Origin of the sequence: Providencia sp. PROV200, from assembly GCF_049901995.1 — a bacterium.
GTDB classification, from domain to species: Bacteria; Pseudomonadota; Gammaproteobacteria; order Enterobacterales; family Enterobacteriaceae; genus Providencia; species Providencia rettgeri_E.
In genome coordinates this window covers 3,089,319-3,101,223 of record NZ_CP096307.1, presented here as the reverse complement: position 1 = coordinate 3,101,223, position 11,905 = coordinate 3,089,319, and the positions used below count along the sequence as shown (strand labels likewise).

The following is an 11,905-nucleotide window of genomic DNA, read 5'->3' as shown; positions in this document are numbered from 1 at the left end:
TTTTTTATATAAAACAATAAATTGATTTTTTATATGCCTAGTTATTTAAATGCTTATTGCAGTGAAAAATGGCCAAAGAAAAAATCTATCTGAAACCTAAAAAGCGTTTTATCGTTCTTAGCGTAAATATTGTTGCTGTAAAGAAAAGGCGGAGAGAGGGCATTGCTGACTTTAGAAAGAGGTAGGCTGAAATTTTTCAGCCTACCTAAAGGTATTATTCTACAACTTTAATCTTTTCACTGCCCATTGAAACGATTTTACCCGCGACAATTTTACAGCGCTTGCGTGTTTCGACCACGCCATCAACTTCAACTAAGCCATCTGCAATCATAGCTTTTGCCATTGCACCGCTTTCCGCCCAGCCTTCAATTTTTAGCAAATCACACAGTTCTACGTGTGGGTGGCCATTTAAATTGAATATATCCATGAAAACTCCAAAATTACATTAAATATCGTGGTACTCTTCACATGCCTGAAGGGTGTTTTGAATTAAAGTCGCAACAGTCATTGGGCCAACACCACCAGGAACCGGGGTTATCCAAGCGGCGTTTTTCGCAGCTTCGTCAAAATCGACATCTCCTGTGACTTTTCCGCTCTCTAAACGGTTGATGCCGACATCGACCACAATTGCCCCTGGTTTAATCCATTCTCCAGGAATAAAATTAGGTTTCCCCACAGCGACGACGACTAAATCAGCATGGCGAACGTGGTGCTCTAAATCTTTAGTAAAGCGGTGGGTTACTGTTGTGGTGCAGCCTGCTAGCAGAAGCTCTAGGCTCATTGGACGACCAACAATGTTCGATGCACCAATAATTACAGCATTTAAACCATAGGTGTTGATACCACAACGTTCAAGTAGCGTAACAATCCCTTTTGGGGTGCATGGGCGAAGGCGTGGTGCACGTTGGCACAGGCGGCCGACATTGTATGGATGAAACCCATCAACGTCTTTGTCTGGGTGAATACGCTCAATGACTTTGACGTTATCAATCCCCGCAGGTAATGGAAGTTGAACTAAAATGCCATCAATTTCAGGGTCTTGGTTTAAATCATCAATTAACTTGAGTAATTCAGCTTCTGTCGTTGTGTCCGGTAAATCATAAGAACGCGAAATAAAACCGACTTCTTCACAAGCACGGCGTTTACTGCCGACATAGATTTGTGAAGCAGGGTTAGCACCGACTAAAATAACGGCAAGGCCGGGAGCACGTTTTCCTTGTTCTAAACGTAATTGTACTTTTTGGGCAACTTCTTGCCTAATTGTCTGCGCAATCGTTTTCCCATCAATAATTTTTGCTAACATCTGTAACTTAATCCATATATGAGACACAGTAATGACTCTATTTTGTCAGAAGTTAACGCCCTTGTCAGTTCAAACTATTACATAAAATGAGCATATAGTTATTTTAGTAGCGAAAAGCCATTGACTCAGCGCTCAGCAACCGTATAATTCAACGCCATCAGCCAGATAGGCTGCCTGCATTATCAATGCGCCCTTAGCTCAGTTGGATAGAGCAACGGCCTTCTAAGCCGTAGGTCACAGGTTCGAATCCTGTAGGGCGTACCATTAATTTTCAATCACTTACCATCACTTAAAATTCTCCCCTTTTCCTCACTAGGACGTATTTGGGACGCAAGTGCCGAAAATAGTGTCTATTTGCTTAGCATGTTTGGTTAATGATTAGGCGCTAAGTGAGCATATCTTCTGACCATTTCCATTCTCTCTCAGCAGTTCTCAGCAATGACTTCATTATTATTGCCAAATGCTTTTCTTTGGTGGCTGTTGTTACTTGGGCCTCTGAATAAGCAGGGATTTCCTTTCCCTTACGCTTGGCTGCTTCAGCTTGTTTTTCCCATCGCTCTCTAACCTTCCTATTTCTCATCTTGCTTACAGCTACATAAATTTTTGCTTCTGTAATATCTTTCAGCTTCACACCGTCGAAGTGATCTAACCAAAAGGAAAGACGACCTTTATGGTTAAAACTTCAACATGAGAATTACGCAGTATCCAATATTCGATAGCTGTGACCATTTCCTGATTGGTTGACCGATTATTAAATTCAGCTAATTCTTGAACTTTATCTTTTAAATCAATCGGTAATCTGAGGTTAACCTGCTGATGGGTATTTTTATTGGTAATTTTTTATTACCAGTCTTGATAGTTGTTATGGTGGGTATTATCGAGGCGCGGTATTATACACCTCGATATTCAAGATACAAGTAGAGCTTGCGGTTAAGTTAACTTAATTCTAATATACTCCAAGGTATATTTAGCAATTTGATAAGGCATGAAAATGAATCCTTTACTAAAACATTGTTTTGCAGCGATTTTAGCGGGTGGAGTGCTCAGCGTTCCTTCGTATTCGCTCGCTGACGCATGTAATGATAAGGAGTCGCATGTCATGAAGAGAAATGTGATTGATAATGTTACAGAGCTTAAGTCTGAGTATGCAGAAAGAAATCAGATAGTTAATAAGCTAGCTGATGAAATAAACGCGTACTACTTTAATCTGTTAGAGATGGATGATTATCAAGCTCATGGCGTTATGCTTCAAAATGGGTTTGATGAAAACAAAGCTTGCGAAGCTGCTTTAAGAGGATTTGAAAATGTTCTTAAAGTAATGGTTAAGCAAGGCGACTTGTCCGATGAAGAAAAAACGGAAATGAAATCATACTTGCGAACAGTTGCTAAGGCTAGATATGCAATAGCTCGTTTAAATGATTTTTCTCGTCAGTTATTCACTATCCCTAAAACATTCGAAAGTGATATCGACTTTAATGCTTTAGGGGAATTAGCTGATTATACAACTAAGAAAATAATTTCAGGTGATTATTCCTTTACTGGATAATTCATGGACGAAATAGAAGTAACTATAAACGAGCAAACAAGAAATCAATTTTTTGGCGACTTATTCCAAAAACATTTAGATCTCGAAGCCAAGCTACTCAAAGACTTTAAGAAATATAAGTCCGACGGAGTTGTTCCTAGTTATTTCGGAAGAGATGTTTCATACGTTAAGCCATATTCAGCTGAAAAAGCTTGTTTGATGCACATTCATTTAAAAATACCACCAGATAGATTTCCAGATGATAGGGTTCAATATTACAGAACTCACAAAAATGGAAATCCTGAAAAAGATATCTGCTTGGTGTATGTGCAGGGGCTTATTGAAGATCACCGATACTCAATTATAGCCATACTACATCCTGATGCTCACTTGAAAGCACAAGACTATAAGGTCATGGATGAGTTGGCTCAAATAGCCCAAAAATTTAGAGATGAAAACTAACCCACTCCGGTGGGTTTTTTATTGCCTGAAATAATATATGTTAGATATGGAATTTAAGTTAAGTTTAAGTGTACCTTTATAAGGATATAATACAGTGCGAACACTTATGTATGCTTTTTTGATGTTAGCTGTCTATGTATTGATTGTGGTCTGTTTATTGGGTTTCGTTATTGCTGGCCTTACCCTGTTAGTAGACAAGGTGAGAAAAAACATTAGAGCAAAAAAGAAAGCAGCTAGAGAATGGATGCCTTTTTTATTGTGGGTTCTTATTTATATAATTTTTACTAATTTAGCTTATAAAGTTCTTAGCTATGTTTTAGATGAAGGACTGTGGATATTTACATAATACAAATCCTTATGCACTCCCGCTAAGCTAACACTCGGTTGGGATCTAGCTCGTCCTTGGGCTGGGTGGTTAGACCAATAGCTTGCCTGATTTAGTTCCTTGCAGACTCATGAGATTAGCGTAAATAACGCCATTAATTTCGGCCAGTCTTCTTGTACTCTATATTAGGGGTAAGCTTTTCAATGGCTGGTGCTATTCAGTTGTTGGACTTGAATTATGTATAAAACCAAATGGTAAACACCGAAGGGAAAGCATGCTAGCGGTGAAATCCCTGAGTTCGCTCAATCAGTTAATGGCGCTCTTGAATCAACGACGATTATGTTCAAGTTAAAACCTGGAAGATAAAGTTTAAATAAGATTGATTAATAGCAGGTTCAATTTGAAATCGCATTAGTGTTAATTTTACGGTTCCGTTTGAAACGGAGGCAGTGAAAAATACAGGTATGCTACGGGTAGGATTATTTTTTTGTCAGCCTTTCATCACTGACAATAGAATTATCAGATGATGATATTCTTGCAATACTGGTGGCTTTGCGAAAGCTGAAGCTTTAACTCTTCTTCGTTCAACTGGCGTCTACTGATATTAAGTCATATTTGAGGTATACGGCACTATCGCGCTAAATATAATATATACGTTTTGACGTATGTGTCTTTTGGGTGTAACTTAAAGAAAAGACTAAAGAGGTACACATGGAACCATTACAACTGTTTAAAATTTTAGGTGATCAAACAAGGCTCGATATCGTGCTGCTTTTGAAAGCAGCTGGTGAACTGTGTGTGTGTGATATTTATACGGCTTTAAATCTATCACAACCAAAGACATCTCGACATCTAGCAATGCTTAGGGAATCGGGTCTTTTGCTCGATTCAAAACAGGGTAAATGGGTTCATTATCGATTATCTCCGATATTACTACCGTGGGTGAAAAGTGTCATTGATGTCACTTATGCCACAGAGAAAAATAGAGTTGCAGATTTGCTTAACAGCCTAGAGACAAAAGAACCTGCTGGCCGTTGTGCAGTATAAAATTTTTTAAGTCAATATATATGAATATTCATATATATTGGCATGGGAATGAGCAAAGTTAATTGGGTCGGTTAATTAGCCAATTTATTTCAGGAAGGTATATCTATACCCTTGTTCATGAGGTCGTTATGTTGATTGCTGCATTAATTTTTATTTTAACGATTACGTTTGTTATTTGGCAGCCTAAAGGGTTGGGTATTGGTTGGAGTGCAACAATAGGGGCAATATTAGCCCTGATCTTTGGTGTGATCAGTTTTCAAGATATTCCTATTGTTTGGAACATTGTTTGGAATGCCACGGCGACATTTGTTGCCGTCATTATCATTAGCCTACTTTTAGATGAAAGTGGTTTCTTTGAATGGGCGGCATTACATGTTGCCAAATGGGGTGGGGGTAAAGGAAAACTGTTATTCAGTTATATCGTATTACTTGGTGCAACGGTTGCGGCCTTATTTGCCAATGATGGTGCAGCATTGATATTAACGCCTATTGTGATTGCGATGTTATTGGCACTTGGTTTCAATAAGGGCACGACATTAGCCTTTGTCATGGCTGCTGGGTTTATTGCAGATACAGCGAGCTTGCCGCTGATTGTTTCGAACCTCGTGAATATCGTTTCTGCGGACTTCTTTAATATTGGATTTACGGAATATGCATCAATTATGGTGCCAGTGGATATTGCAGCAATTATTGCAACATTAGCGATGCTGCATTGGTTTTTCCGTAAAGATATTCCTAAACAATATGATGTTACCAAACTGAGTGAGCCCGCCTTAGCCATTAAGGACATGACAACCTTTAAAGCCGGTTGGCTTGTATTAGTATTGTTGCTTATCGGTTTTTTTGTCTTAGAACCATTAGGTATTCCAGTGAGTGCAATTGCGGCTATTGGCGCTTTAATTCTTTGGGTGATTGCAGCCAGAGGCCATACGATTAATACCAAAAAAGTATTACATGGAGCACCGTGGCAAATCGTCATTTTCTCTTTAGGAATGTATTTGGTTGTTTATGGTTTAAGAAATGCAGGGTTAACCGATTATCTTTCTGAAACGCTGAATTACCTTGCCGATAAAGGGTTATGGGTAGCAACTCTAGGCACTGGATTTATCACTGCATTGTTATCATCAATAATGAATAACATGCCAACGGTATTAATTGGTGCTCTCTCTATTGAAGGCAGTCAAGCAACAGGAGTTATTCAACAAGCGATGGTTTATGCGAATGTGATTGGGGCTGATTTGGGGCCAAAAATTACGCCAATTGGCAGTTTGGCGACATTGCTGTGGCTACATGTTTTATCACAAAAGAACATGACCATTACATGGGGATATTATTTCAAAACAGGGATTATCATGACACTCCCTGTACTCATTGTCACACTCGTTGCTTTAGTGCTTCGACTATCATTATTTCATTTAGGGTAAGCCAAATGAATGAAATCACTATTTATCGCAATTCTGACAGTGAAACTTCACGCAGTCCCCTTGCCATGATCCGCAATGGGGTGTTGAGACCAGTGGTTTTATCGCGCTGAATATTATAGGTTCTTGTAGAATATTTATTTTATGATTTATGTTTTGGACTGTTTTTACTAGGGAATAAACCACAGTGTACTTATTGCTAATCAGTTCGTTATGGTATAATTCCTGCACAGAATAACCAAGATGTTAAATCTTGGACTGTGCTTGTATCTCTATTTTTAGTCCATTATACATTGGATAATCCAGCAATGAACATTAGTCAGCTTAAAAGCTTTGTTGAAGTGGTAAAAAGTGATTTTAATATCACGAATGCGGCTGAAAAACTGTATACCTCTCAGCCAACGGTAAGTAAGCAACTTAAAATATTGGAAGATGAGCTGAACGTTTCATTATTCAATCGGAAAAATAATAACCTATTGTCGCTGAGCCCGATTGGTGAAAAAGTTCATCATGTCGCGTGTGATATTCTTGCACAATTCGATAAAATAAAAAGTATTGTTTCTCATGAAGATACGACGATAAAACAGAACCTGCATATTGCAACAACCCACACTCAGATCCGTTATAAATTACCGCAAGTGATTGAGCGTTTTAACGCACGTTACCCCAATATTTCTTTGCATTTTCACCAAGGCGCGCCCGCTCAGATAGCAGAGATGGTGAATAATGGCGATGTGGATTTTGCCATTGCGACTGAGTCTATGCACCTTTATGATGATTTATTGGTAATGCCTTGTTATCAATGGTCTCGCAGTATTATTGTTCCTCATGACCACCCATTGGCTCAATGTGAACAGCTTAGGATTGAAGACCTTGCAGGCTACCCGCTAATTACCTATGTATTTGGTTTTACAGGGCATTCAAAGCTCGATCAAGTCTTTTATCAACATAAATTAACGCCAAATGTTGTTTTAACTGCGGTAGATACTGAAATCATTAAATACTATGTGAAACGTGGTGCTGGGGTAGGTATTATTTCAACGGTTGCTTTTGACCCAGAGGAAGATAGTGAAGCATTATGTTGTATTGATATTAGCCACTTAGTCAAGCCAAGTTATACACATGTCTGCATTAATCGGCACATGCATTTAAAAGATTATATGTATGATTTTATCTCTCATTACGCTCCCCATCTTGATTTGAATTATATACATCAGCCAAATCAATGGGTACCTACAGAACAAAGTGAGAAAGATAGGTTATATAGAGAATTGCCTGAGCTATGACTTATCTGCGGATGATTAAGAAAAAAGCCGAGTAATGGAGTTTACTCGGCTTTAATATTACTGTGTGTATTATATTTATTCTAACGAGTGGCGATATTAATAAAGATTTGAGCGCCAATCAGCAAGCAATCGTCATCAACAAAATACGGGTTTGCGTGTAAGTAATTATTAATCCCTTTTGCTTGATTACCACTTCCTAAAAAGTACATGGCACCGAGTTTATCTTTAGTGGCATTGATCATATAACTGAAATCTTCACTTCCTGTCATCGGCTTACCGTTTGAATCAATATGCTCAAGTGGTAAAAAGGCGGCTGCAGCATCATAAATGACTTTAGCCGCTTGCGGGTGATTGACGACAGCGGGATAACCGCTGGCTTCCAATGTGGTTTTAAACCCACCAGCTTCACTGCGAGCTACAATTTCATTGAAACTTGCCTTTAATATTTTGTCTGTTTCTTCATCCATTGAACGGATAGTTCCGCGTGCTTGAACATGGTCAGCTAGCGCATTTGGGATCGTTCCGCCATTAATCATGCCACAACCAAATACAGCGGGACTGAAAGGATCGGTTTTTTTGGCAACAATGTAGTCCATATAATCAATGATACGTGTTGCTTCACGGATAGCATCTAACCCTTTATGAGGGGTTGAGCCGTGAGCCGACACACCATGGACATCTAGTGTCCATGCTGAACCGTATGAGGACATAACTCCTGAATTGAATTTAATATAACCCGTTTCAAAGGCCGCATCATTGTGTAACCCGTAAACTTCGTCGACGCCTTCCATACACCCCATTTCGACCATTTTGTTAGCGCCCGGTACTCGCATGTCCTCTTCCGCCATTTGGAAGATAAAACGGACGTTATGGGTGAGTTCAGAACGGTTTTCACTGAGGTATTTCGCTGCGGTTAAGGCGATGGTCATGTGGGTATCATGGCCACAGTTATGGGCGCAACCTTCATGGACAGAACTGTGTTCATTGCAGGTTAAATCAGGCATTTCAAGGCCATCGATATCAGTACGATAGGCAATTAAGCGCTTGGTTGGGTCGACAATCAATTCAGCGGTAAAACCTGTGTAGCCTTCGAATAAACGAATGTTATAGCCAAAGCTTTCCATCAATTCACGGCAATATTGTGAGGTTTTGAATTCTAGCCCAGACAATTCGGGGATTTTATGTAAATCCTGACGTGTTTTTTTGCTAAATGTTTCTAAAGCAAAGAGTTTTTCACTGATATTGTATTTGTTGGTCATTACGTTTTATCCCGTATACAAAAAGCGTTTTTAATGCTGTTAAAGGGCCCCTGGTGTGAGCATAGAATAATGAACAGCGCGCTCATTTAATTTATGTGTATTTTAAAAATTAGATTCAGAAATAGGATGATGTCTACTTCTACTCGTTATTTTTTATCTATCAATTTATAAGATTAATTTTAACGTGGATATTAAAAAAGTGAGCGTGACGGAGATCGTATTTATATCATATCAGTATTGCATGGCTCATGAATAATAAGGATGGTAATTTATTAAAATAATAACAGAAAGAGTGCTTGATTAACTAAATCTATTAATATCAATATGTTATGGTTGTGTTTTTGATGTTAGGAATATTGCTGTTTTAAAGTCTGCATGAGTGGGGGATAAGTTAAATTTTTTATTTAAAGTAGAGGGAGAGGCATGATTTCAGGAATTTTTTTAAATGAGATGGTGAATGTAAAAAGAAATTAAATTAATGCGAAGAAAAAATTTAAAAAGTGGGATAAAAGCTAAAAATATCATATTCCCCTTATTATAATAAACATAGCAATAAGGGGAATATTTTAATAATTAGTTATTAAAAGAGCCAATAAATGAGAGATACTCTTCTTTACTCATTAATGGCGTGTAATCCGCTAGCATCTCATTTGCTTGGGATGCATCATCAAATAACAGGTCAATAATTGCCATTGCCATCATTTGAGCTGGGCGGATGTAGGCCATATCATCATCGAAAACAACGTAATCTTTACCATGCAAACCTCCACGGATAGCGCCAATCCATGGATGGCTCACTGGCATGATATGTGATAAGTCACCCGTATCCGTGCTTCCAGTCATGTGACCCGCAACCCAAACATTTTCTTCGCCAATCAAGTTGTGGGCATTTTGTTGCAATAAACAGTTCAATGTATCGTTGTTATACAGTGGGAGGTAACCCGGTAAATCTTTGACTTCTACCTCTGCACCAACAGACATTGCGCCAGCAACAAGAGCACGAGTAATTCGTTCATTTGCATCGATCATCGCTGGGACATTTGACGCTCGAACATAACTTTCCATACGCACATCACTTGGGGTGACATTGACCAAATCACCGCCTTGCGTGATGATCGGATGAAAACGAATATAATCTTTTTCTTGGAAGGTCTCGCGAATTGCATTCACTCCCATGATCCCCATCATTGCGGCATTGAGCGCATTGACACCCAAATGAGGAGCTGCAGCCGCATGGGACGCAGTCCCTTTGTAGTTAATCAGCTTGCCAATAAACCCATTGGTCGTGGTCGACATTTCGATAAAACCAGTATCACGATCGGGTTTGACACTGGTTAAATGAATTTGCATCGCCATATCGACGTCATCAAATTCGCCAAGGGATATTAGCTCTGGCTTACCGCCGATATAACTGATTTTTCCTTGTTCAATCAGTTTATTACGATAAGCCAGTTCAACATATTCCTCAGCGGGAACGGCGAAAGGAACGACGTCTCCCGCGAGGTATTGCATAGCACCTGACTTAACCAGACCAATAGTGACAGCCATCATATTGGCTATTTGTGCATTGTGCCCACAGCAGTGGGCAGCCCCCGTTAAATCATCGGCCTCTGGGTGTTCAGCACAAATAATCGCATCGAGCTCACCAATCACAGCAATACTGTATTTGCTACCTTTTCCACCTTTTAGACGAGCCTTAACCCCGGTTAATGCGAGTTGGTTTCGGTAATTAACGCCTAATGCAGAGAATGCCGCTTCCACTTTTTTTGCTGTTTTCGTTTCTTTATAGCCTAGTTCTGGCTCTGCCCAAATATCTTCTGCTAATTTTTTGATATCCCCTTTATGGGATGCAATTGTTTCGCAGACGATGGCTTTCAATTGGTCTTTGGTCATTGTCATGGTAAATATTTCCTCTGGTTAGATAACGCCGCTCCATGAAAGTGTCACTTGACCAATAAGTGCAGCGAATAAGAAAGTTCCCGTAAAGACCGCCAGTGAAACTGGGATGATCCGCCATGAAATGGCTTTAAATTTATCAATATCTTTACCGAGTGAAAGACCTGCAAATGCCAGTACTGTCGTACTGATGACAGCGAGTGAGATTTTACCTGTCATTGCGATCATTTCTTTATCGTAAGGGAATAATGGTGAACACAAACCTGCAGCAATTAAAGATACCCAGAAAATCACAGGTAACTTACCTAATGGTGGGATTTGTGCAATTAAGTATGCCACAAATGACATACCCCCTAATAATGCCATGGCGATAAGTGAGTCGCTAAAGACTGCGCCAAAGCTGCCGCGGCCATAAATTGAGCCTCCGAGAGCATCACCCAGTGAAGTGAAGATGATGACTAACACGATGATTATTGCAATTTCTGCCATCTTTTTCATGATCTTATATCCTTATTCTGTATCTACTGATGCTGTTGCACGTTTTCTTTTGAGTTTGTTGTATAAGAAAGAGGCAAACGGTAAGGAGAAGAAAATATAGATGTACAGACCTAATACTGAAGACATCAAGTTTGCGGAGGATGAAAATGCTTGAATATCCGCGGCTTGTTCAGGGTACAGTTCCAGTAATGGTGCGACTGATGCCGCTAGCATTGAACCACTTCCGACTCCGGCTCCCATTGCTAAAGCAAGTGGGCTCATAATATCGAGTCCTGCGATAACACTGGCAATAATACCCATCCAAACGGCTCCGTATAATGTTCCGCAAATATACATTGCCATAACGCCACGGCCTTCTGGTGAACTTAAACCATATTTGGCTTCGATAATGGCGATATTGGGTTCACGACCAATAGAGTAGGTTGCACCAACGGCTTCACGGCCCATACCTAACATAATGGCAAGGGGTAAACCGAGTAAAATGGTACCGATAAAGTGACCGATTTCTTGCAGGATTAATGCACCACCTGCTTGAATTATTTTTTCCCAAGATGCACCGACTGAGGTGCTTAATTTTGCAATTAAGATAACTAACGCGACACTCATAATTGAGCTTGCGTGTGCCATATTTTTTTCGCTGAGGATCTTGAATTTTGGAAAACTGATAATACCACCCATCAACATGGAATAAAGCATTGGAAAAACCATAACTAGACTGATTTTAATTTGCCCTATAGCTTCCGAAAGAAGAATGATAAGTAAGCTAACCAAAAGCAACTTACTATCTTTTAATATACCCATAGTGTTACCTTTCATTGGAAATGTTTTTAAGAGTTATTCGTATATATTTATAATAAAAATGCATCATTTTCGTATTCATACT

At 39.4% G+C, this 11,905-nt stretch carries 13 protein-coding genes, 1 tRNA gene and 2 pseudogenes; 7 read left to right on the top strand and 9 right to left on the bottom strand.

Annotated elements, in window-relative coordinates; all coding sequences use genetic code 11:
* Positions 1–214 precede the first annotated feature (214 nt).
* Both ybcJ and folD read right to left on the bottom strand, forming a co-directional pair.
* Positions 215–427, bottom strand: a complete 213-nt coding sequence (gene ybcJ / locus M1E86_RS14320; RefSeq protein ID WP_004260239.1) for a ribosome-associated protein YbcJ — start codon at positions 425–427, stop codon at positions 215–217.
* Positions 428–445: 18 nt separating this feature from the next.
* The gene (gene folD / locus M1E86_RS14315) at positions 446–1,303 is read right to left on the bottom strand and encodes a bifunctional methylenetetrahydrofolate dehydrogenase/methenyltetrahydrofolate cyclohydrolase FolD (RefSeq protein WP_102139361.1); all 858 of its coding nucleotides are present in this window, start codon (positions 1,301–1,303) and stop codon (positions 446–448) included.
* Between the two features lie 187 nt (positions 1,304–1,490).
* Here folD and M1E86_RS14310 point away from each other — a divergent pair.
* A tRNA-Arg gene (locus M1E86_RS14310) sits at positions 1,491–1,567 on the top strand.
* Positions 1,568–1,615: 48 nt separating this feature from the next.
* On the opposite strand, the pseudogene M1E86_RS14305 reads toward M1E86_RS14310, so the two are convergent.
* The 3 genes and pseudogenes from M1E86_RS14305 to M1E86_RS14295 form a co-directional block, all read right to left on the bottom strand.
* Positions 1,616–1,725: pseudogene (locus tag M1E86_RS14305) on the bottom strand (hypothetical protein); the annotation flags it as partial.
* Positions 1,704–1,973 (bottom strand): annotated as a pseudogene (locus M1E86_RS14300) (integrase); the annotation flags it as partial. The pseudogenes M1E86_RS14305 and M1E86_RS14300, both read right to left, overlap by 22 nt.
* Positions 1,949–2,140, bottom strand: a complete 192-nt coding sequence (locus M1E86_RS14295; RefSeq protein ID WP_125891632.1) for an Arc family DNA-binding protein — start codon at positions 2,138–2,140, stop codon at positions 1,949–1,951. The pseudogene M1E86_RS14300 and the gene M1E86_RS14295, both read right to left, overlap by 25 nt.
* A gap of 154 nt (positions 2,141–2,294) precedes the next feature.
* On the opposite strand from M1E86_RS14295, the gene M1E86_RS14290 reads away from it, so the two are divergent.
* The 6 genes from M1E86_RS14290 to M1E86_RS14265 all read left to right on the top strand — a co-directional run bounded on the left by M1E86_RS14290 (position 2,295) and on the right by M1E86_RS14265 (position 7,369).
* Complete coding sequence (locus M1E86_RS14290) at positions 2,295–2,849, top strand: hypothetical protein (protein WP_125891531.1); 555 nt, start codon at positions 2,295–2,297, stop codon at positions 2,847–2,849.
* Between the two features lie 3 nt (positions 2,850–2,852).
* The gene (locus M1E86_RS14285) at positions 2,853–3,290 is read left to right on the top strand and encodes a type II toxin-antitoxin system YafO family toxin (protein WP_125891530.1); all 438 of its coding nucleotides are present in this window, start codon (positions 2,853–2,855) and stop codon (positions 3,288–3,290) included.
* A gap of 94 nt (positions 3,291–3,384) precedes the next feature.
* Positions 3,385–3,636 (top strand): hypothetical protein, encoded by a 252-nt coding sequence (locus M1E86_RS14280; RefSeq protein ID WP_213914136.1) that lies wholly within the window; start codon positions 3,385–3,387, stop codon positions 3,634–3,636.
* 690 nt (positions 3,637–4,326) lie between these two features.
* A complete protein-coding gene (locus M1E86_RS14275; RefSeq protein WP_213914137.1) occupies positions 4,327–4,662 on the top strand; it encodes a metalloregulator ArsR/SmtB family transcription factor in 336 nt (111 codons plus the stop codon).
* A gap of 128 nt (positions 4,663–4,790) precedes the next feature.
* On the top strand, positions 4,791–6,086 hold the full coding sequence (locus M1E86_RS14270) for an arsenic transporter (protein ID WP_213914138.1): 1,296 nt from the start codon (positions 4,791–4,793) through the stop codon (positions 6,084–6,086).
* A 305-nt stretch (positions 6,087–6,391) separates the two neighbouring features.
* Positions 6,392–7,369, top strand: a complete 978-nt coding sequence (locus tag M1E86_RS14265) for a LysR substrate-binding domain-containing protein (RefSeq protein WP_213914139.1) — start codon at positions 6,392–6,394, stop codon at positions 7,367–7,369.
* Positions 7,370–7,449: 80 nt separating this feature from the next.
* Here the strand turns inward: M1E86_RS14265 and M1E86_RS14260 are convergent, their stop codons facing one another.
* The 4 genes from M1E86_RS14260 to M1E86_RS14245 form a co-directional block, all read right to left on the bottom strand.
* Positions 7,450–8,628, bottom strand: coding sequence for a M20 metallopeptidase family protein (locus tag M1E86_RS14260; protein ID WP_125891525.1), 1,179 nt, complete (start codon positions 8,626–8,628; stop codon positions 7,450–7,452).
* A gap of 573 nt (positions 8,629–9,201) precedes the next feature.
* Entirely contained in the window at positions 9,202–10,527 is a 1,326-nt protein-coding gene (locus M1E86_RS14255) for an amidohydrolase (RefSeq protein WP_213914140.1), read from the bottom strand.
* Between the two features lie 18 nt (positions 10,528–10,545).
* A complete protein-coding gene (locus M1E86_RS14250; RefSeq protein WP_004262394.1) occupies positions 10,546–11,022 on the bottom strand; it encodes a hypothetical protein in 477 nt (158 codons plus the stop codon).
* A gap of 12 nt (positions 11,023–11,034) precedes the next feature.
* On the bottom strand, positions 11,035–11,823 hold the full coding sequence (locus M1E86_RS14245) for a DUF3100 domain-containing protein (protein ID WP_213914141.1): 789 nt from the start codon (positions 11,821–11,823) through the stop codon (positions 11,035–11,037).
* Positions 11,824–11,905 lie beyond the last annotated feature (82 nt).

Bases quoted from the DNA above. Each gene is read 5' to 3' on its own strand.
- ybcJ (WP_004260239.1), bottom strand. From the start codon at position 427: ATGGATATATTCAATTTAAATGGCCACCCACACGTAGAACTGTGTGAT.
- folD (WP_102139361.1), bottom strand. From the start codon at position 1,303: ATGTTAGCAAAAATTATTGATGGGAAAACGATTGCGCAGACAATTAGG.
- M1E86_RS14290 (WP_125891531.1), top strand. From the start codon at position 2,295: ATGAATCCTTTACTAAAACATTGTTTTGCAGCGATTTTAGCGGGTGGA.
- M1E86_RS14285 (WP_125891530.1), top strand. From the start codon at position 2,853: ATGGACGAAATAGAAGTAACTATAAACGAGCAAACAAGAAATCAATTT.
- M1E86_RS14275 (WP_213914137.1), top strand. From the start codon at position 4,327: ATGGAACCATTACAACTGTTTAAAATTTTAGGTGATCAAACAAGGCTC.
- M1E86_RS14270 (WP_213914138.1), top strand. From the start codon at position 4,791: ATGTTGATTGCTGCATTAATTTTTATTTTAACGATTACGTTTGTTATT.
- M1E86_RS14265 (WP_213914139.1), top strand. From the start codon at position 6,392: ATGAACATTAGTCAGCTTAAAAGCTTTGTTGAAGTGGTAAAAAGTGAT.
- M1E86_RS14260 (WP_125891525.1), bottom strand. From the start codon at position 8,628: ATGACCAACAAATACAATATCAGTGAAAAACTCTTTGCTTTAGAAACA.
- M1E86_RS14255 (WP_213914140.1), bottom strand. From the start codon at position 10,527: ATGACAATGACCAAAGACCAATTGAAAGCCATCGTCTGCGAAACAATT.
- M1E86_RS14250 (WP_004262394.1), bottom strand. From the start codon at position 11,022: ATGAAAAAGATGGCAGAAATTGCAATAATCATCGTGTTAGTCATCATC.
- M1E86_RS14245 (WP_213914141.1), bottom strand. From the start codon at position 11,823: ATGGGTATATTAAAAGATAGTAAGTTGCTTTTGGTTAGCTTACTTATC.